This window comes from Maricaulis sp., from assembly GCF_048268525.1.
Classification (GTDB): Bacteria; Pseudomonadota; Alphaproteobacteria; order Caulobacterales; family Maricaulaceae; genus Maricaulis.
Genome location: NZ_JBLWVH010000002.1, coordinates 51,621 through 71,583, shown reverse-complemented (window position 1 = coordinate 71,583; position 19,963 = coordinate 51,621). Strand labels below are relative to the sequence as shown.

General features: G+C 62.8%; 21 protein-coding genes and 1 other RNA gene. 9 read left to right on the top strand and 13 right to left on the bottom strand.

Annotation, left to right across the window (positions count from 1 at the left end; translation table 11 throughout):
- Nucleotides 1–12 precede the first annotated feature (12 nt).
- The 9 genes from ilvC to ACN0X9_RS01700 form a co-directional block, all read right to left on the bottom strand.
- Nucleotides 13–1,017 carry a ketol-acid reductoisomerase gene (gene ilvC, locus ACN0X9_RS01740; RefSeq protein WP_417485917.1) on the bottom strand — a complete coding sequence of 335 codons (1,005 nt, stop codon included), beginning with the start codon at nt 1,015–1,017 and terminating at the stop codon, nt 13–15.
- Nucleotides 1,018–1,098: 81 nt separating this feature from the next.
- On the bottom strand, nt 1,099–2,025 hold the full coding sequence (gene miaA, locus ACN0X9_RS01735; RefSeq protein ID WP_417485916.1) for a tRNA (adenosine(37)-N6)-dimethylallyltransferase MiaA: 927 nt from the start codon (nt 2,023–2,025) through the stop codon (nt 1,099–1,101).
- Nucleotides 2,022–3,395 (bottom strand): Do family serine endopeptidase, encoded by a 1,374-nt coding sequence (locus ACN0X9_RS01730; protein ID WP_417485915.1) that lies wholly within the window; start codon nt 3,393–3,395, stop codon nt 2,022–2,024. Before ACN0X9_RS01730 ends, miaA begins: the two co-directional genes overlap by 4 nt.
- Before the next feature lie 218 nt (nt 3,396–3,613).
- The gene (gene hflC / locus ACN0X9_RS01725) at nt 3,614–4,492 is read right to left on the bottom strand and encodes a protease modulator HflC (protein ID WP_417485914.1); all 879 of its coding nucleotides are present in this window, start codon (nt 4,490–4,492) and stop codon (nt 3,614–3,616) included.
- Nucleotides 4,492–5,631 (bottom strand): FtsH protease activity modulator HflK, encoded by a 1,140-nt coding sequence (gene hflK / locus ACN0X9_RS01720; RefSeq protein WP_417485913.1) that lies wholly within the window; start codon nt 5,629–5,631, stop codon nt 4,492–4,494. Before hflK ends, hflC begins: the two co-directional genes overlap by 1 nt.
- Nucleotides 5,632–5,762: 131 nt before the next feature.
- Nucleotides 5,763–6,284, bottom strand: coding sequence for a dihydrofolate reductase (locus ACN0X9_RS01715; protein WP_417485912.1), 522 nt, complete (start codon nt 6,282–6,284; stop codon nt 5,763–5,765).
- On the bottom strand, nt 6,281–6,637 hold the full coding sequence (locus ACN0X9_RS01710) for a phosphoribosyl-ATP pyrophosphohydrolase (protein ID WP_417485911.1): 357 nt from the start codon (nt 6,635–6,637) through the stop codon (nt 6,281–6,283). The genes ACN0X9_RS01715 and ACN0X9_RS01710 overlap by 4 nt, the downstream gene beginning before the upstream one ends.
- A 10-nt stretch (nt 6,638–6,647) precedes the next feature.
- Nucleotides 6,648–7,505, bottom strand: coding sequence for a thymidylate synthase (locus ACN0X9_RS01705; RefSeq protein ID WP_417485910.1), 858 nt, complete (start codon nt 7,503–7,505; stop codon nt 6,648–6,650).
- A gap of 1,129 nt (nt 7,506–8,634) precedes the next feature.
- Nucleotides 8,635–9,102: a hypothetical protein gene (locus tag ACN0X9_RS01700; RefSeq protein ID WP_417485909.1), complete on the bottom strand. Its 468-nt coding sequence runs from the start codon at nt 9,100–9,102 to the stop codon at nt 8,635–8,637.
- A 358-nt stretch (nt 9,103–9,460) separates the two neighbouring features.
- Between ACN0X9_RS01700 and ACN0X9_RS01695 the strand changes: the two genes are divergently transcribed.
- Complete coding sequence (locus ACN0X9_RS01695) at nt 9,461–9,832, top strand: VOC family protein (protein ID WP_304071471.1); 372 nt, start codon at nt 9,461–9,463, stop codon at nt 9,830–9,832.
- A 367-nt stretch (nt 9,833–10,199) separates the two neighbouring features.
- Nucleotides 10,200–10,547, top strand: coding sequence for a hypothetical protein (locus ACN0X9_RS01690; protein ID WP_417485908.1), 348 nt, complete (start codon nt 10,200–10,202; stop codon nt 10,545–10,547).
- A 74-nt stretch (nt 10,548–10,621) separates the two neighbouring features.
- Here ACN0X9_RS01690 and ACN0X9_RS01685 read toward each other — a convergent pair whose 3' ends face one another.
- Nucleotides 10,622–11,206: a thymidine kinase gene (locus ACN0X9_RS01685; RefSeq protein ID WP_417485907.1), complete on the bottom strand. Its 585-nt coding sequence runs from the start codon at nt 11,204–11,206 to the stop codon at nt 10,622–10,624.
- Nucleotides 11,207–11,486: 280 nt separating this feature from the next.
- Between ACN0X9_RS01685 and ACN0X9_RS01680 the strand changes: the two genes are divergently transcribed.
- The 6 genes from ACN0X9_RS01680 (at nt 11,487) to ACN0X9_RS01655 (ending at nt 15,743) form a co-directional block, all read left to right on the top strand.
- On the top strand, nt 11,487–12,401 hold the full coding sequence (locus ACN0X9_RS01680; RefSeq protein WP_417485906.1) for a DUF3667 domain-containing protein: 915 nt from the start codon (nt 11,487–11,489) through the stop codon (nt 12,399–12,401).
- Nucleotides 12,402–12,530: 129 nt separating this feature from the next.
- Nucleotides 12,531–12,888, top strand: a transfer-messenger RNA (tmRNA) gene (gene ssrA / locus ACN0X9_RS01675).
- A 181-nt stretch (nt 12,889–13,069) separates the two neighbouring features.
- Nucleotides 13,070–13,393 (top strand): hypothetical protein, encoded by a 324-nt coding sequence (locus ACN0X9_RS01670; protein ID WP_417485905.1) that lies wholly within the window; start codon nt 13,070–13,072, stop codon nt 13,391–13,393.
- A gap of 150 nt (nt 13,394–13,543) precedes the next feature.
- Entirely contained in the window at nt 13,544–14,035 is a 492-nt protein-coding gene (locus tag ACN0X9_RS01665; protein WP_417485904.1) for an SspB family protein, read from the top strand.
- Nucleotides 14,032–14,529, top strand: coding sequence for a PaaI family thioesterase (locus ACN0X9_RS01660; protein WP_417485903.1), 498 nt, complete (start codon nt 14,032–14,034; stop codon nt 14,527–14,529). The genes ACN0X9_RS01665 and ACN0X9_RS01660 overlap by 4 nt, the downstream gene beginning before the upstream one ends.
- Nucleotides 14,526–15,743, top strand: a complete 1,218-nt coding sequence (locus ACN0X9_RS01655) for an MFS transporter (protein WP_417485902.1) — start codon at nt 14,526–14,528, stop codon at nt 15,741–15,743. Before ACN0X9_RS01660 ends, ACN0X9_RS01655 begins: the two co-directional genes overlap by 4 nt.
- Here the strand turns inward: ACN0X9_RS01655 and ACN0X9_RS01650 are convergent, their stop codons facing one another.
- Both ACN0X9_RS01650 and ACN0X9_RS01645 read right to left on the bottom strand, forming a co-directional pair.
- Nucleotides 15,744–16,445 (bottom strand): hypothetical protein, encoded by a 702-nt coding sequence (locus tag ACN0X9_RS01650; protein WP_417485901.1) that lies wholly within the window; start codon nt 16,443–16,445, stop codon nt 15,744–15,746.
- Nucleotides 16,446–16,497: 52 nt separating this feature from the next.
- Nucleotides 16,498–16,836, bottom strand: a complete 339-nt coding sequence (locus ACN0X9_RS01645) for a RusA family crossover junction endodeoxyribonuclease (RefSeq protein WP_417485900.1) — start codon at nt 16,834–16,836, stop codon at nt 16,498–16,500.
- Between the two features lie 173 nt (nt 16,837–17,009).
- Between ACN0X9_RS01645 and fumC the strand changes: the two genes are divergently transcribed.
- Entirely contained in the window at nt 17,010–18,404 is a 1,395-nt protein-coding gene (fumC, locus tag ACN0X9_RS01640; RefSeq protein WP_417485899.1) for a class II fumarate hydratase, read from the top strand.
- Between the two features lie 84 nt (nt 18,405–18,488).
- Here the strand turns inward: fumC and ACN0X9_RS01635 are convergent, their stop codons facing one another.
- Nucleotides 18,489–19,925 carry a hypothetical protein gene (locus ACN0X9_RS01635; RefSeq protein ID WP_417485898.1) on the bottom strand — a complete coding sequence of 479 codons (1,437 nt, stop codon included), beginning with the start codon at nt 19,923–19,925 and terminating at the stop codon, nt 18,489–18,491.
- Between the last annotated feature and the right edge of the window lie 38 nt (nt 19,926–19,963).

Sequence of the window (19,963 nt, the reverse complement as noted above, 5' to 3'; positions counted from 1 at the left end):
GGGGCATGTTGGCTATTTCGAGGCACCGTAAATCCGGTTGCGCAATTCAGCGCCGACAGTCTCGATACGCAAGGCCCGGTCGGCCGCACGCTCGGCCACCATCGCGCGCCCGGCTTCATGGGTCTCGACCCATTTGCGGGCAAAGCGATCGCTCTCGATATCGGCCATCGCCTCATCGAAGACCCGCTTCAACTCCGGACCGGCAATCCTGTCCTCGATCTGACGGGCGCCGAACTCCGCCGTGTCCGATATCGCCTCATACATGCCGGCAATACCGCGCGCCTGGATCAGGTCGGCGAGGTATTTGATCTCGTGGACGCAGTCGATATAGGCCATGCGCTCGCTGACACCGGCCGCGACCAGTCGCTCGAAACTGGCTTTCGCCAGGGCGACCAGCCCCCCCACCAGAACGACCTGCTCGCCAAACAGGTCAGACACGGTTTCCTCGCGGAAACTGGTCGGGAAAATGCCGACCTCGCCGGATCCGATCGCCGCCAGATAGGCCAGTGCCAGTTCCCGCGCCCGCCCCGACGCGTCCTGGTGAACGGCCCAGAAGCCGATCAGGCCCCGCCCCTTTTCGAACTCCTCGCGCACAGCGCCGCCCGGCCCCTTGGCAGCCGCCAGGATCACATCGGCATCGGCGGGAGGCCGGATCAGGTCATAGTGGATGGAAAACCCGTGACAGACGATCAAGGCCTGACCCGGTTTGCGGTGGGGCAGGATGGCGTCTTCCCAGATCTTCCGGTGCGCCTCATCGGCGGCGAGCAGGGAAATCGCATCGGCCCAGGCCGCCGCTTCCGGCAATGAAACCACCTCAAACCCGTCCGCCTCGGCCTTGGCGCGCGAGGCTGAACCGTCGCGCAGCGCGATGCGAATATCGCTGACCCCGCTATCGCGCAGGCACAGGGCATGGGAGCGGCCATGATTGCCATATCCGACAATCGCCAGGCGGCAATTGCGGATCGGCGCGAGATCGATGTCCCGCGTGTAAAGAGGCTCGTCCATCTCAATCGTCATTTCGCGACTCGCTCCCGGGCTGGCTGGGGTGATAAGGCGGATCATCGTCGGGCCTGTCCAGCGACACGACCGGCCTGCGTGCTAACCGGCTGGCTGATCGAGGATATCGGACAGGGCGCAGATCGCCGCCTGTCGGTCGAGCGTGCCGATGCGCGACCAACTGGCCGCCTGATTTCGGAACCAGGTTCCCTGGCGCTTGGCGTAACGTCGACTGTCGCGCTTGGCCAGCTCCACGGCCTCGTCCAGCGCCAGCTCTCCGCGCAAGTGCGCCACCAACTGCGGCACGCCGAGCGCCTTGCTCGCTGGCAGGTCCGGATCAATGTGACGGCGCATGAAAGCGGCGATTTCATCAAGCGCACCGGCCTCAAGCATCTGCTCGAAACGCTGGTCGATACGCTGGTACAAGGCGTCCCGGTCGGGTTCGATGACGATGCCCTGCCACTCGGCAGAGGAGAGCGGCGGCACGGTGTCGGCCTGGAATTCGCTCAACGGCTTGCCGGTCTCGTAGGCGACCTCGACAATCCGCAACAGGCGCTGGCGATCGGCCGCCTCGACACGATTGGCCGCAACCGGATCCAATCGCAACGCCTCCCCTCGCAAGCCGGACAGGCCGTCATCTTCAAGGACACTCGCCGCGCGGGTCCGGGCGTCTTCACCAATCTCGGGAACCGGCGCCAGCCCGCGCGTCAGTGCGTTGAAATACAGGCCCGTTCCGCCGACAAGGATGGGCCGCTTGCCGCGGCTGCGGCAGTCGGAGATCAGCGCCAGAACATCGCTGGTCCATTGGCCGACCGAATAGCGGACAGCCGGATCGATTGCGCCGAACAGGTGATGCGGCGCCCGTGCACGCTCGGCGGCGTCCGGCTGGGCGGTGATCTGCGGCAGGCCGTCATAGACCTGCATCGAGTCGGCATTGATGATCTCACCATCGAGCCTCTCGGCCGCCGCGAGTGAGAGCGCGGTCTTTCCGGCGGCCGTCGGGCCTGCAATCAGCAGGCAGGGTGTCACGACCGGATCGATTGCAGCACATACTGGCCGCCACGATTGATCTGGAAGCGCACCGGCCCACTGCCCTGTCCGTCGACGATCTCGCGGATGGCAGCGACACTGTCGACACGGGTGAACTCGACTTCCTCGATGACGTCGCCCGGCCGCACCTTGCCGGCGGCATCGCTCGTCGGATCGACCTCGGTCACCAGCACGCCCTCGGCATCGGGATGGACCCGGAAACGACGGCGCGAGGCGGTATCGAGCGTGCCGAATGTCATGCCCATAACCGTATCGCCATTGCCGGTCACCGGCGCCACGACCGCGGAATTGGCCGTCTCGCCATCGCCATTGTCCTCGGCCAGTGTTCCGACCGTGATGCGGATCGTCATCGGCCGATCCCGGCGGATGACCTCCAGCTCGATCTCGCGGCCGATCTCGGTTTCGGCGACCATGCGCGGGAAGGAGCGGCTGTCGCGCACGCGGCGACCGTCAAAGGACAGGACCAGATCACCGGTCCGGATGCCGCTGTCTGCCGCCGGACCATCATCCTCGATACGCGAGACGATGGCGCCATAGGGCGTTGCCAGTTCAAAGCTCTCTGCCAGCTCCGGCGTCACGCGCTGGACCGACACGCCCAGCCAGCCGCGACGGGTCTCGCCGAACTCGACCAGCTGGTTGACCACGACATTCGCCAGGTTGGAGGGGATGGAGAGCGAAATGCCGACGCTGGCACCGGTCGGCGACAGGATCAGCGTGTTCACGCCGACCACTTCGCCGTCCATGTTGAACAGCGGTCCGCCGGAATTGCCTGTATTGATGGCGACATCGGTCTGGATGTAGTCGTCATAGCGTCCGCCGGCCTCGCGGCCGCGAGCCGAGACAACGCCCGCCGTCAGCGTACCGCCCAGTCCGAATGGATTGCCGATCGCTATCACCCAGTCGCCGACGCGTGCGGCATCGCTGTCGCCGAAAGCCACGAAGGGCATCGGTTCTTCGACATCCATGCGCAGCACGGCGAGGTCTGTGACGCTGTCGATGCCGACCACCTCGGCGCGGAAGACACGACCATCCGGCAGCGACACCTCAACCTCGTCAGCCCCGTCAATGACGTGATTATTGGTCACCACCAGGCCAGAGGCGTCGATGATGAAGCCGGAGCCCAGCGAGTTGGCGATCCGCGGCGCCGAGCCGAAAATGTCGTTGAAACGCTCCAAAGGCGAGCCCTCGGGAAACTCCGGCAGACCGTCCTCACTGTCGAGCCGCTGGGCGGCCGAAATGTTCACCACGGCCGGAGACAGGCGCTCGGCCAGGTCGGCAAACCCGTCCGGATGGGCGTGACTGGCCGGTGTCGCCACCAGGAGAAGAATGAGAACAAGGAGACGCTGCATCGATTTCCGCCGTATTGAAGGGTTGCCCGGTCGTCGACCTGACTGTGTGCAAATTCTGGTCCGTTAACGTGAATACCGCCTTGCGCGGGTCGGCGGCAACCGCACTGACACAATCGTCATGCGAATGACCGCCCTGTCACGCGCGCGTGCTCGCTCGAACGAAAAGGGCCCGGCCCGCTTTCGCGGAGCCGGGCCCCTGTCATCTGTATGGCTGACGGTTACTCGCCGGCCTGGGTCCGGAAGTAACGGAAGAACTCCGAATCCGGCGGGATCACGATCGGCGTGCCATCGGGAACCGCTTCCTCATAGGCCAGCATCGACCGATAGAAGGTGAAGAATTCCGCATCGCGATTATAGGCCAGGGCGTAAATCTCGTTCCGGCGGGCATCACCGGCACCGCGCAGCCGTTCCGAATCCGCACGGGCCTCGGCGACGATGATCGTCGCCTGACGTGACGCATCGGCACGGATCTCGGTGGCCTGCTGGTCACCTTCAGCGCGGATACGGGCCGCTTCCTGCTGACGCTCGGAGCGCATCCGGTCGAACACGCGCGTTGCGATCTGCTGCGGCAGGTCGGCGCGCAGAATGCGGACATCGATGACCTCGATACCCAGATTCTGGGTCGCAACCTGTTCTTCGACCCGGTTCCGGACCCGCACCATCAGCTCGGCGCGCTGGCCGGAGATGACGTCATTGGCCGGGATCGAGGCGATCACGCCGCGCAGGCTGTCATCCATGATGGACCGCAGACGGGCTTGTGCGCCGCGCTCATTGGTGACGGTCTGATAGAAGCGCAGCGGATTGGTGATGCGATAGCGCAGGAAGGCATCGACCACCAGGCGAACCTGGTCGGCGGCCTGGATTTCCTCCGGCTGCATGTCGAATTCCAGATTGCGCTTGTCGAACATGACCACGTCCATGAAGAACGGGATCTTGAAGTGCAGCCCGGGATCTTCAAAGCCCGGCTCGTTGACCGCGCCAACGGGCTCGCCAAGGCGGACCAGCAGCGCCTGCTCACGCTCGCTGACCGTATAGACACTCTGCAGTCCGACAAAAACGCCGACGACGAGAATAATGATTCCAAGTGTGCGGATCATCAGTTGTTTCCTCCCGCCTGGGTGCGCGACTGGGCACGCGGGGCATCAAGCTGGTTGAGCGGCAGATAGGGCACAGCCCCGGCTCCGCCGTCCAGGATGGTCAGATTGGACCGTCCGAGCACCCGCTCCATGGTTTCCAGATACATCCGGCGACGGGTCACTTCCGGCGCCAATGCGTACTGTTCGTAAATGGCAATGAAGCGGTCGGCCTGGCCTTGCGCTTCGGCAATCACCGAGTCGCGGTAGGCCTCTGCGGCCTGGGTCAACTGGGCCGCCTCACCGCGGGCTTGCGGGATGGTCGAGTTGGCAAAGGCCGTCGCCTGGAGGATCGCCTGCTCGGCATCCTGCTCGGCCGCATCCACGTCGCGGAAGGCATCAATGACGCTGGCCGGGGCCTGCGCCGTCTGCAGGTTGACCTGCAGGATCTGGATACCGGCCTGGTATTCGTCCAGCACCGTCTGCAGCAGGTCGCGTGTGCGCTGCGAAACTTCGCCACGTCCGACCGTGAAGATGAATTCGCGATCCGACGTACCAATGACTTCACGCATGGCGCTCTGGGCGACGTCGGCCACAACCTTTTCCGGATTACGGACATTGAACAGGTAGCTGCGCACATCGATCACACGCCACTGCACCGAAAAATCGATGTCGACGATGTTCTGGTCGCGCGTCAGCATCTGGCCTTCGGCGCCCTGCCCGATCGTGATCGTACGCGTTGCGGTCACATCTTCGATGATCACGCTTTCGATCGGTGCGGGAAGCTTGAAGTGAAAGCCCGAACCGGTCACGCGGGCAAATTCGCCGAAACGAAGCACCACGCCCTGCTGGCTCGGATTGACCTGGTAAAAACCGGTACTCGCAAACCAGACACCGACAATGATCAGGATGATCAGTCCGAAACCGAAGGCTCCTGCTCCGCCGGAGCCGCCCTTGCCAGAGCCGCCCTTGCCGGAACCGCCGCCACCGAACATGCCGCGGACCTTGCGTTGCATGTCGCGGACAACCTCGTCGAGATCGGGACCATCCGGTCCGCCTCCACCCTGCGGGCGCTGGCCCCAGGGGTTTTGCCCGTTGTTATTGTTGCCGCCGGAGCCCCATGGGCCTCCGCCGCCTCCACCCTGATTGTCGTTCCATGACATGTGCTGGATCGATCCTCTCAATTTCCGTTGCGCCTTAAATGAACGTATGCGGCCTGCGGTTCAAGGGTAATCGGGCGGGACGGCGCAGCAGAGCATCCCCCTTGGGCCGCCTTTCCCGCCATTGAGGCGGATCAGACGCGGTCGAGCACACGCAGCATGAAGGCGTGATCATCACCGGGCCCGGCCGGATGGAGTTGCCGGCGGGTTTCCCGCCACTGCGCCTCGTTGATCTCCGGCAGGCAGGTCTCGCCCTCCGGAGCGGCCTCGACTTCGGTCAGATAGAGCCGGTCCGCGCGCTCCAGCGTCGCGGCATAGATCTGCGCCCCGCCGATGACGCAAACCTCGTCGACACCATCCTCGTCAGCGCGCATGATGGCCACGTCCATCGCCTCGCCGAGATCGCCGGCGACATGCCCGCCTTCGGCAATATAGCCATGCTGACGCGTGACCACGATATTCAGCCGCCCCGGCAGGGGCCGACGAGGCAGGCTCTCCCAGGTCTTGCGCCCCATGATGATCGGCTTGCCCGAGGTGATCGCCTTGAAATTCTTGAGGTCCGACGACAAGCGCCAGGGCAGGTCGCCATCCACGCCGATGACACCATTCATGCCACGCGCGACGACGAGCACGATTTTGGGGATGGTGGTAGTCATGGATTGGCGTCACTTTCACCAGCCACGGGCTCCATTACCGCGCTGTCGCGTTCCAGCCAGTGCAGCCACTTGTCCTGCATGGCGGCGTCCATGTCGATGCCTTCCGCCTTGGCCATGATCAGCAGCATGCCCAGCGCGTCGGCCATTTCCAGCGCCAGTTGCTTGCGCGCCGCGTCATCGGCGGGACGACGGGTGCGACCGGTGGTGGTCAGATAGGCTTGGGTCAGCTCGCCGACCTCTTCCTGCAGTTTCAGGAGCGGCCAGTCTCCGGAGCGATCAATGTCGAAATGCGCGGCATAGATGTCGGAGACGCGGACGATCTTGTCGGCGAGCGCGTCGAGCGGTCCGGACATGGGCCCACTCCTAGACGGCGACCGGAGCGGAAATGCGCGGATGCGGGTCATAACCCTCCAGCGCGATATCCTCGTATTCGAAGCCGAACAGGTCGGTCGCGTCCGGATTGAGCTTCAGCTGCGGCAGGGCGCGCGGCGCCCGCGAGAGCTGTTCGCGGACCTGGTCCATATGATTGGAATAGATGTGGGCGTCGCCGAAAGTGTGGATGTATTCACCCGGCTCCAGCCCGCACACCTGCGCCACCATCGCCGTCAAAAGCGCATAAGAGGCAATGTTGAACGGCACGCCGAGGAACATGTCGGCCGAGCGCTGATAGAGCTGGCAGCTCAGCTTCCCGTTGGCGACATTGAACTGGTACAGCGTGTGGCAGGGCGGCAGCGCCATATTGGGCACATCGGCCGGGTTCCAGCCCGACACGATCAGCCGCCGCGAGGCCGGATTATTGCGGATCTGTTCGAGGATGTTGGACAGCTGGTCGATCTCGGTGCCGTCCGGCCCCTCCCAGCGCCGCCACTGCTTGCCATAGACCGGACCGAGATCGCCATTCTCGTCGGCCCACTCATCCCAGATCTTGACGCCGCGTTCCTGCAGCCAGCGCACATTGGTCTCGCCGCGCAGGAACCACAAAAGCTCGATCGCGATCGACTTGAAATGCACCTTCTTGGTGGTCAGCAGCGGGAAGCCCTTGGATAGGTCACAGCGCAGCTGGCGCCCGAACACCGACATCGTCCCGACGCCGGTCCGGTCAGCCTGCTCGGCGCCGTTCTCGAGGATATCGCGAAGCAGCGCCAGATAGGCGTTCTCGACATCCGACCCGTTGGCGCCAGCCCGCGCCGCGGCAAAGCTTTCACTGTCGATGACGGCCATGTCCTGCTCCTCCAGCCCAGGGCCAATCAGCCCCGCGTGATTCTCGGACACGCATCATGGCAGCGAAGGCGAACGGGATGAACCGAGGGTTCCAGATCAGTCGGGGAAAGGCGCGGCAAGTATCTGGCGACGTTGCGGTGAATCGGGTGTGGATGTCGGGCAGCCTGCTCGTCGGAAATGCCGACACTTGCCCGGAGACCCATCACTGTGCGGATGGTCTCGTAGGCCCCGGGTCTTCGCCCGGGGAAAATGGAGCGTATGAGACGGGGTGTGTGGGACGAAGGAGACCTTTCACCAGGCGCACGGGCGCACGCCCCACCATAATTCCCTTGCCGGGAGTTCGCCGTATCCGGTTCTTGAGCTCAAGGGTGAAACCGCGAAGCGGCGGCTGCGCCGCCCTTGACCTCAAGAACCGGATACGGCCCGCTGGCTGACGAGGGGTTGATGAGTGGTTCCGCGCATCGTGGGCGTAAAACGGCGCGGGTCCCCGTTCGTTCGGAAAACTAAATCGGTACGTGTCCCCGGTTTTTGCGATCTAAGAAGTTGCGCCTTTGCTCCCCCGTCGGATCCGTCGCATTCAGCGGATTGTTCCCGACATAAGCATAGGGGAAATTGGCGCAGGGGCAGTCGCGACCTGAGAAACAGGCCGGATGCTACATCATAGCCGTAGGCGAAACGGTCGTATGAGTGGAAATTCGTAAGTGAACCTCCGCAATTTTCTTGCTCATTTTGGCCTTGGCAGGCCAAATCTAATGTACGCATATGAAAACATGGCCACGACCATTCCCGCTCCACCTAGAGGCAAAACAAACATATTTTCGATCAAGTTGCCTTCACGTGTCAGGTAACCAACAGGCATCAACGCTAGGAATGCTACGCTTGGAAATACAATCAAATGGAGAAGCACCTTCTTCCAATCAATAACATGGGGCACGATTCACCTCATCAACATCCATTGCCTTGCACGGAGCACGATGCTGTCGAGTAAATGGGGACAAGCACCAATTGCAGGTAGTACAGAATCGCCAAAACCGCCCAAAAAAGGTGCCTACCCACAATTTTCCATTGCGCCTGTCTCCATTTCCATGGACACGAAACAATTGGTGCGCGCGCCTGTTCTTACTCTCTACTATTCGTCATCACTGCATGCTGACGAAATCGATCGCCCGCCACCCAGATCTTCGGATGTGTAAATCGATCGGTATTGTGGCGGAGCAATCGAAAAACTGCCATCTACGAAACTTAGTACGCCAGCCGCCGTAACCAATTCCCCATCACACTCAAACAACCGACCAGATAGCGGATTATATCGAACTTCTAGATTTACATTACTTAGAGCAATCGAAAATCTGCGATCATCATGAACTGCCAACAGGCCAGAAACAAAAATCCTTCTGCCAATATATTCGTGTAACGCCTCTTCTCTAATATCGACCGGCAGTGTAACCGCCGCCCTCCCCTCGAAAAATTCCAAACGAGCCGCTCTGGTTTCTTCATCCAGATCATCTTGCGCTTTCTGACAAGAAATAGTGAATAAAAATACACCGCAAAATGCCGCATTCTGAAATTTTGCAAACACTGATCGATTCATGAACATGACTTCACCCCAAAAGCAGACTCGTGTTTACTGCTCTTTACATGGCAGGAACAAAATAGGGTTGCGTACCGTTTCTCACTGGAGACTTTAGTCGTCCGGGCAAGGACGACAGCGCGTGATCTCGAAAACTGTGTCTGGCCCGGTTTATTCGAATTCCGCGATCATCTTTTTCATGAATGTCTCCCCGTTGAGGCTCGCCGCAACCGGACCGCCCGGAGAAATTTTAGGGAGATTCGAACGTGCGACGAACCCGTGCCCGGCTACGACCACCGTCCTGTCAGGAGTCATTGAAATGTGACTCGCCCGCCTGCGGTTTTCGTGTAGGGTCGAGACATCGGAACATAGAGGGAACAATCAAATGCTCGGATATGTAACTTTGGGAACCAATGACCTGGAGAAGGCCGCCGCCTTTTACGACCGCCTGTGCGCCGAATTCGGCGTCGGCCGGATGATGGGCGACGACAATTTCATTGCCTGGGGCAAGCCCGATGGCGGCGCCGGCATCGGCCTGACCAAACCCTTCAATGGCGAGCCGGCCACGATCGGCAATGGTGTCATGGCCGCCTTCCAGGCCGACAGCAAGGAACAGGTCGACAAGGTCTACAAAATGGCCGTCGAAGAGCTCGGTGCCCCCTGCGAAGGCCCCGCCGGCCCGCGCGGTGAAGGCTTCTACGCCGGCTATTTCAGAGACCCCGATGGAAACAAGCTGAATGTTTTCACGATGGGCTGACCTGATGCTGGCGTGAACGGGGCACATCGCAGCCTTTTCGAAGTGTCCCGTTCACCCACAATGGCCTCTTCAAAGATCATTTCGATGACCGGTTCATGGCCATCATTGCATCGGTTCGCCCTTCAGGCCGGCGTGCGGGACGTGGGCGGGGCCGGATCATCACCTGGCGCGGCAGGCCTGCCTCGCCGGTGGTCGCGGGTGCGATATCTGCCACCTGCGCCCCCTCCTGTTTCGACAGTTTCAAGGGCAACAAGGTCCCGAACGTGAAGACGATTGCCCGGGGCGGCCAGCCGGCAAGTGTTGTAGTTCGCGGAACGGGCCGATAATCTCAGAAATGACTGATTGAAAATCACAGGAAATCATTGCGATGCGTGAATTCAAACTTGTCTCGGGCGCGCTGGTTGCGGCCCTGACCATGGCGGCCCTGCCGCAAGAGGCCTTGGCGCAGCGCAGCGCGACAGAGCAGCTTGCGGACGACTTGCGGGCCGCCACGAACCAGACGGCTGAAGAAGAAGTCTGGATCTTGGACCGGAACCAGCAAGCCTGGGTCCTCGTGCCACGGAGCGTTGCACAGGCCAAGGGCGGACCAAGCTATCCGGCAGATGGCTTGCCCGCAGGTCACCCTGTCGGCAGCACTTTCATGGCTCTCATCGACGCGTTTGCCGAGAGTGACGCTGGCGAAAAAATCCCGAATGACGCTGTTCAGACATTCTGAGTGGCAGGCCACGTAGTGCCAGCGGTGAGCGGCGGGCGATGGCTGGCCGTTTGGCCTGACATCGCCTTCGCATCCTAACCCGCCAGCGCCTCGAAGAAGTGCTTGCGGCAAAGCGAGACATAGTCCGACTTCTCCACCGCGACCTGCTCGCCCTCGGCGACGGCGCGACCGTCAGCCTGGCGGCGCAGATTCATGGTTGCCTTGCGGCCGCAATGGCAGACCGTGCGGACCTCGCGCAGATGATCGGCCAGGGCCAGCAGCTCCGCCGAACCGGGAAAGAGCGCGCCGAGGAAATCCGTGCGCAGGCCGTAGCACAGGACAGGCAGCCCCAACTCGTCGACCACACGGGCCAGCTGACGGACCTGGTCGGCGGTGAGGAATTGGGCCTCGTCGAAAAATATGGCGTCGAGCGCAGCAGCGCCGGCCTGCGCCTTGATCGCGGCGAACAGGTCGGTGTCCGGCGCGAATATCTGTGCCGACGCCCTCAGGCCGATCCGGGATTCGATCAGGCCGGTGCGATCACCGGGTTCAGCGGCGTGGTGGACCGAGGTCCACAACATGACTGCCATGCCGCGTTCGCCATAATTGTGGGCGGCCTGGAGCAGTATGGCCGATTTGCCGGCATTCATGGCGGAATAGGTAAAGTAGAGCTTGGACATGGCGATTTGCTAGCGCGATTCCGGGTGCTTGGCAGGCCTGGCTGCAGGCGTGGTCGCCCCAACCGGATCCGCTCTGACTCGCGCGGATATTGACCGGTGCGGACCACTGCCGCTTAGTGCCGCCCAGGGGGGATGCCGTTTGACTGATCCATCTTCGAACCCGAGCCGCCGGGACCTATGCGCCAATTGTGGCGCAGGCCTCGACGGGCCGTATTGCGGGCAATGCGGCCAGTCACATGAAGAGATCCGTCGCCCTGTCTGGATATTGGTCACCGATACCGTGGGCGACATTTTTGTCTGGGACGGCCGTTTCCTGTCCACGCTGCGGGCTCTCTTCGCCGGCCCGGGCAGGTTGGCGCGCGCCTATGCCGACGGGCAACGGGCCCGCTGGACACCGCCGATCCGGCTCTACCTGCTGGTCAGCCTGGTATTCTTTGCCGCCATGAGCCTTGCGGGCGTGCGGGTCATTGCCGTGGCCCCCTACCCTGCGGCCGAGACTGTCCGCGCCCAGGACGAGGACCACATCCAGCGCCGCATGGCATCCATCGAGGCCAGCCGGGCACTCGGCGGCACCGCCGCGGCGTCGGTCTCCTGCGGTGTGATGCCTGGCCCTGACGAGATCAACGCCGACGGCCAGCTCGTTTACGCGGCCGATAGCGGCGTCAATGTCACCATGATGCAACGCGGTGCCAGCCCCGAACCTCGACGGATCGACCGGGCGACCGCCGACTGCCTGCGGGCTGTCATGGCGGATGCGCAAGTGCCTTCGATCATCGCCGAGCTGACCTTTGGCGCGATCCGCGACCCGGCTGGCTTCGAGGCGAGCTCATCGGCGGCGGCGGCCCAAGCGTTGATCCTGATGGTCCTGGCCATGGCCCTGATCAACCTGCTGCTCCATCCCAAGCGCACGGTGATCGAGCATGTGATCCTGTCGCTCTATTTCCACGCCGCCTTGTTGCCAGGCTTTGCTGTCGTGCTGTTGCTGGCCAATCTGGTGGCTGGCAATACCGGAGCGGCCGTCGTCGTCGCCCTGCTCGCCCTGGCGGGACAGTTCGCCCTGATTTGGCTCTCCGACCGGCAGTTTTACGGGTCGAGCTGGTATGGCGCGCTGCTGAGACTGCCGGTTCAGGTCATCGGCTATGCAGTCGCCCTCGCGGCAGCCGCGCTGGGACTCATTATCCTGCCGGTCCTGTAGCCGGCCAAGATGGCCCGTGGTCACACCGCAACACCGAACTCCGGCGCTTCGGCCCTGCGCAAGCCGGCCCGATCCGCTGCTCCCTCGCGGGCGGAAAATGCGGCCTGCCCGACACGAAGACTGGGCATCCCCCTTCAATGACGGCCGACGATCCCCTATATTGAGACTGTCGGCTTGCCGACTATGGCGATAAACGCGCTTGTAATAACCGGACCGGACCCGGGGGCAGTACCCGGCGGCTCCACCATAACTGTTCTGCGTTGGCGGACATGCCTGGGGCCGAAACAGGATCGACGGACGGGTAAAGAAGATGGCTTTCGCCGGGGTGAGGCCCCTTACAGGCTCATTTTCAGAGTTGCCAACGACAACTTTGCTGAAGAGGTCGCTCTCGCTGCGTAGTCAGCGCGGGTAATCTCGCACTAAACTCCTATTCCCTTTAGCCGGAATAGGCGGGGCCCGGAGGCGCCTGGCAACAGAAGCCTCCACTTTTCTCCCCGCCTTCTGCGTTATTCGAAATGCCGCCTCAGAAGCCTGGCCGAGCCGACATGCCCGTCGCGACACGCGGCAGCTTTGGCGTGTTGCAGCCGGGACAGAACTTTGCAGTTGACCGGAAAATTCATTGAACCCTATCTTCTGATCGCCCCATGAAGGGGCCTATTGGGGGAAATATGAAAACGTCTGCAATTCTCGCCGCCGGCCTGGCGGCGCTGTTCGCCACCGCCTGTACGTCCACGCCCAAAGTCGACGTCCGCCAGCCCGGCGATCGGAACATGACCTGCGCCCAGCTGGAAGCCGAAATGGAAGCCCTGGATGACATCCAGGAAGAAGCCGAAAACAATCAAGGTGTGAACACCGCGAATGTTGCGGCCGTTGTCTTCTTCTGGCCGGCCGCCGTCGGCAACTACATGGAAGCCGACCGCGCCATGGATCTGGCGGAAGAGCGCCAGGACCATCTGATGGACATCTACACCGAAAAGAATTGCGACGGCTAAGCCTGCCGCAATCACGGATCCCGAGGGCGCGCACCAACAAGGAGCGCGCCCTTTTTCGTTTCGCCGCGCCATGTGCAGTCGTACCGCCCTTGCTCGTTGACCTGCCTAGCGCTTGGAGTACCCTTCAATTGTTACCGGGGGAGTTGGGACATGGCCAAAGACCTGATGCGCTATGACCTGATGGCGCAGGACGCACTTCGCGGCGTCGTGCGACAGGCCTTGCTCAAGGCCGGCGCCCCGGAAGGCCTGCCCGGCCCGCACCATTTCTACATCACCTTCCGCACCACAGCTCCCGGCGTCGATATCGACCCGACCCTGCTGGAAAAATACCCGGAAGAGATGACGATCGTGCTCGAGCATCAATTCTGGGACCTCAACGTCACCGAGACCGGTTTCGAGGTGACGCTGAAATTCTCGGGCGTGCCGAAATATCTCAAAATGCCCTATTCGGCGATTTCCCGCTTTCACGACCCCAGCGTCGGCTTTCATCTCCAGTTCGAGCATGACGGCGCCGAGGACGAGGCCGGTTTCCCGGATGATCCCAAGCCCAAGAAGGGCAAGGCCGATGCCGGCGCGTCCACGGCTGGCGAGAACGGCGATGGCGCCCAGGTGGTCAGCCTCGACAGCTTCCGCAAGAAGTGAGTGAACACCCCTTTCTGCTGGCGCCCGATCTGGTTGATGGCCCTCCACCGGAACCGTTGAGCGCGGATGAAATCCGTGACCGCCTTGTGACCCGCGGCGTGCGCACCAATGTTTCCACCCTGCTCGGTTTCGAACTGATCGACCTCTCCATCGAGGGGCGCTGGATCGAGGCGCAATTCAATCCGACACCGCAACTCGCCAATCTCCGGGGCAGCGTGCAGGGCGGCATCATCACCGCCATGCTGGACGAAGTGATGTCGCTGTCGGTGCTGGTGGCCGAACGTTTTACCTGCGGGGTACCGACGCTCGAAATCAAGACCAGCTATTACAATCCACTACCCGTCGAAACGTGTCGCGCGCGCGGCGAGGCGATGCGGATCGGTGGCCGGGTCGCCTTCATGGAAGGCACGGTCTGGACACCGGGCGGCGAGATCGCTGCCAAGGCCAGCGCCACCTGTCAGGTCCGCCGGGTCAAGCCAACCACCAAACCGTGAGCGCGCCCGCAGGCCTGCCTGGCAAATCGGCAGCGCTTTGCCTGATCGCCATCTCGCAAGTCCTCGCCCTGTCTGTCTGGTTCGCCGGTGCGGCCGCGCTGCCCGCCTTGATGGCCGGAACGGAAATCAATCCGATGCGACAGGCTGCGCTGACCAGCTCGGTCCAGCTCGGCTTTGTCATCGGCGCCGTTCTCAGCGCTGTGAGCGGTCTGGCCGACCGGATCCCGCCGCAACGCCTGTTCGCCCTTGGCAGCATCGTCGCCGCCCTGGCCAATATCGCGGCCCTGCAAATGGAGCCGGGCGGCTGGAGCATGATCACCAGCCGTGCACTGGCGGGCGCCGCGCTGGCGCTGGTCTATCCGGTCGGGATGAAGCTGGCGGCCAGCTGGGCGCGCGGCGATGCAGGCTTCCTGGTCGGCCTGCTGGTCGGCGCCCTGACCCTCGGCTCGGCCCTGCCATTTGTATTCAATATGGCCGGAGACATCACCGATTGGCGCCTGCCCTTCATGGCGTCGGCCATGGCTGCCGCAATCGCGGCCGGTCTCATCCTGTTTGCCAAGGGTGGCCCCGGCCTGCGTCCCGCAGCCAGGCTGGATCCGGCGGCGATCACACTGGCGTTCAGGGACCCGGCCCTGCGCCTGGTCAATCTGGGCTATCTCGGTCACATGTGGGAACTGTACGCCATGTGGGCCTGGATCGGTCCCTTTGCTCACGCCTATTGGACGCGCTTGGGCGGTGAGCCGCGCCTGGGCGACCTGACCGCCTTTGCGGTGGTCGCCAGCGGCGCCCTCGCCTGCCTCGCCGCCGGTCGCCTCGCCGACCGGTTCGGGCGGACCCGTATCACCATGATCGCGCTTGCCATTTCCGGCAGTTGCGCCCTGCTGGTCGGCCCCGCCTTTCAGCTGGCACCCTGGCTGATGATCCCGCTGCTGATTGTCTGGGGCATGGCGGTGATCGCCGACAGCGCCCAATTCTCCGCCGCCATCACAGAACTGGCCCCGCCGGAACGGACCGGCACCTTGCTGACCATCCAGACGGCGATGGGCTTCACCCTGACCGTGATCATGATCCAGGGGCTGGGCTATTGGATCGAGTGGGTCGGCTGGATCTGGGCCTTCACACCGCTGGCGATCGGACCGGCTGTCGGCGTCTGGGCGATGGCCCGCCTGCGCGCCCGACCGGAAGCGGCCAGGCTCGCAGGCGGCAATCGCTGATCAGTTGGCCGGGCGGGTCGATCCGTTGGCCAGGGCCGCGTCGACAGACGGCGACGCGGCATCGACCACCCACACCGTGTCGCTGGCACAATCATGATCCGGCGCAATCCGGTCCGCCATCTCGCGCGCGATCTCGTTGGCGCCTGACACGGCGGTCGCATCAACGAAGCCGACATGGCAGGAGGTCGGAGAACCGCCCGGCCGCAATGCGGCGACAATCAGGGTTTCCTGCCGCACAGCATCGCCGGTTTCGAAGGTGGCCGAGATGTAGCGATGGATGGTGGCGTAGGGCGCTCCGTCGAGGACGCGCCACTCGATCACCGTGTGAAACTGGCCGAAATTGCCGAGATAGCCGCCATACTGGCCTTGGACTCCCGGATCATTGCGGTCGCTGAAGCGGCTGGTCTCGCCATGCTCGCTCGCCTCGGCATACCAGCGCCAGCCAGAAATGCCGTCACAGGACTGCTCATAGGTCACGCGCTCATCTTCGGAGACGTGCTCCTCGCCGCTGCATGTGCCGCGTTCGTCGGTGTAGGAGAGCAACGTCTCCGGTGCGGCCTCAGGTGTGGCGCTGCCACCATCCGCCGGCCCGTCGACAGGCCCCGCAACCGGGCCCTCGCCCGGCGCACCGCCTGGCATGAAATAAGCTCCGGCCACGCCGGCAGCCGCGACGACCAGCGCCGATACAAACATCTGCTTCATGTCACTTCCCCCAAACACTCAACAATCACCACACAGCACAAACAGCGCTGTGTCACGCATCCTCGAGAATGCGCACCTCCTGCATCGGGCGCGCAGTCACCGCAATTCGCGGCCTGTCGCCTTCGACCTTGGTAACGAGCAGACGCTCGACCTGGCTGTCATCATGGAAGACCACGCCGGTCAGCGCATCCAGCACCGCCTTGGCCACGCGGTCGACATCATGGTCCGCACTATCGGGTTGGCGCGCGATCTCGATGCAGACCTCATAAGGCCCCCATTTCGGTTGGGCGCGCTTGAACTCGAGACGGAAAAACTCCCCGATCAGCGATTTGAATCGCCGCGTCTGGGTCGTCACTGCGTCAACGCGCAAATTGAGTTCGTCGCCAGACATCTTCGCCTGAACCTTCCCTTGGCCGATCGCGGCCCTCATCCAACCCGTTTTTGCGTCATGCCCCCCGGCGATGCGCATCATCGTCTTGATCGCTCATGTGCGAGTGATACACGTTCGAATCAACCGTCACCATCATCGACCCGCGCCCATGGCGCTGCAAGGAGCCTCCCCTGATGAGCGAGATGCGCACCGAAACCGACAGCTTTGGACCGCTTGAAGTCCCGTCCGAAAAACTCTTTGGCGCGCAGACCGCCCGCTCGCTGATCAACTTCCCCATCGGGGTGGAAACCATGCCGGTGCCGCTGATCCGGGCGCTGGGCATCGTCAAGCGCTCGGCCGCCCTGACCAACAATCGACTGGGCAATATGGAGGCCCGTGAGGCCGACGCCATTGCCGCCGCCGCACTGGAAGTCGCCGAGGGCAAGTGGAATGACCATTTCCCCTTGTCTGTCTGGCAGACCGGCTCGGGCACCCAGTCCAACATGAACACCAATGAAGTGGTCTCCAACCGCGCCATCCAGATGCTCGGCGGCGTGGTCGGTTCAAAGGACCCGATCCACCCGAACGACCATGTAAACCGGTCCCAGTCGTCCAACGACACCTTCCCGACGGCAATGCATATCGCCGCCGCCGAAGAGATCAGCCACGCCCTGTTGCCGGCCTTGCAGAAGCTGCACAATGCACTCAACGACAAGGCGAAATCCTTCAAGGACATCATCAAGATCGGCCGCACCCATCTGCAGGATGCAACGCCGCTGACGCTGGGCCAGGAATTCTCCGGCTATGTCGCCATGGTCGGCAATGCCATCCGCCGCATAGAAGCGGCCCTGCCGGCCCTGCTCGAGCTGGCCCAGGGCGGCACCGCTGTCGGCACGGGGCTCAACACACTGCCCGGCTTCGCCGAGACCTTCGCCGAAGAAGTCGCGGCCCTGACCAAGCTGAAATTCGTCACGGCCCCGAACAAGTTCGAGGCGCTGGCAACCAAGGACGCGCTGGTCGAGGCGCATGGCACGCTCAATTCAGCCGCGGTCTCACTGTTCAAGATCGCCAATGACATTCGCCTGCTGGGCTCCGGTCCGCGCTCGGGTCTGGGCGAGATCGCCCTGCCGGAGAACGAGCCGGGCTCGTCGATCATGCCAGGCAAGGTCAACCCGACCCAGTGCGAGGCGATGACCATGGTCTGCGCCCAGGTCATGGGCAATAACACCACGGTGAGCTTTGCCGGCTCACAGGGTCATTTCGAGCTCAACGTCTTCAAGCCGGTGATCATCTTCAACGTGCTGCAGTCGATCCGCCTGCTGGCCGACGCCGCCAATACCTTCACCGACAAGTGCGTGGTCGGCATCACGGCGCGTGAGGACAACATCACCGCCCTGATGGAGCGTTCCTTGATGCTGGTCACCGCGCTCAACTCGACGATCGGCTATGACAACGCCACCATCGTCGCCAAGACCGCCCACAAGAACGGCACAACGCTGCGCGAGGAAGCGGTCAAGCTGGGCTTCGTCACCGGCGAGCAGTTCGACGAGATCGTGCGTCCGGAAAAAATGATCGGCCCGAAGGCCTGATCCGGGGTTCGGTTTAGCGAAAACGATGAGGGGCGGCTCCGACGAGCCGCCCCTCATTTCGTGTACGCCTTGAGAGCCGGTGGGCTATCCGCGGCGCTGCTCGATTGCGCGGATCGCCTCCATCGCCGGGTCGCGGCCCGCGACATAGGCGTCCCAGTTCATGGGAGCAGGAATGTCGATATCGAGATCGTCCACAATGACCGGGAAGATATGCAGACTGCCCCAGGGACAGATGAACAGGCCCTCGCAGCCATTCTGAAGGTCATAAAAACCGGTTGAATAGCGCGCACGGAAGCCGGAATTGGGCAGGGAATACCACCAGCCTTCGGCCCAGAATTGCAGGCGGTCGCCGATCGGTTCACCGACAAGTCGCGTCTGCGCGGGGGCTGCCTCCTTGGCCATCGCCAGATTGACGATGCCCGCCGAGAAAGTGCTGCCACTGGTCAAGAGATAAACACGCCCCTCAGGACCGACAATATCGCCGAGGCGTGCCATCAGCGGCTGGGTGATGGTCAGATCGCCACCGCCATTGAGACGCTGGTCGACGATGATGACCGAAGGAGCAATCGCCGCGATCTCGTCACCCGCTCGCACAACGAAGTCCGCGAGAGACTCGCCGCTTTCATCATTCAAATTCTGCGACAGGTTCAGATAGACTGCATCGAGCTCCGGCACGGCTTCGAACCAGTAACCGCGATCCGGATTGCCCAGATAGAGCGGCTCACCGGCCGGCTGGACACTCCTCCAATCATCCGTTTCGGTCGCTGTCGGTACAACCAGATCTGCGGAAAAAAGGCGCCGCGCCCCGTCAATCGGCTCGACAACCGGCAGCACGATCTCTTCCACGCGGCCATCCGCGAAGCGCAGACGCAAGGTCGTGTCGTCAATGCCGACGGCGGCCAGATAGGCAGGCGTCTCGAGAAGCAGGGGCGCGAAGCTGCGGAACCAGGCGTCGATACCGCCGAAGGAGTCGCGAAACCGCATCATCGCCTCTTCGACCGGGACGCCGCCAATATGGGTCAGCTCGGCACCCAGCAGGGCTTCCTGATCCGGCAGGGCACGCAGAACCCGCAATTCGCCCCCCATCCAGGTGGTGCGGATCGGCAGGCGCGCGAAGGACTGAACCATGCGGGTTGCCGAGGCGTTGGAATGCGCGTTGTCGATAATGGCCTGGATGCCGGCCAGGGCCAGCTGGAACTCGGCATCGGTGAGATCCGCCGCCTCGGCCTCGAGCGCTTCGACCGCAGCATCGAAACGAGCCCTCATGGCATCATCCATGGAGCGTTCATTGCGGCGCACATGTTGAAAATGGCGCAGATCCTGGGTTCGCGCTTCGGCGATGGTCTCCGGCTCACCCTGGAAGATCGGCGGAATGGGGATCGGGTGAAAGGCAATGATCGTGGCGATGATCAACAGGATGTTGCGGCCAAGCCAGGCCAGCACCAGGCCGGTGACCAGCCAGACATACCAGGGGATGAGACGAAAGGGCGCCGTCAGGAAACGGACGGATTGAGCCAGCATGGAAATTTCCTTATCGAACGCACGAGCCGTTGATAGGA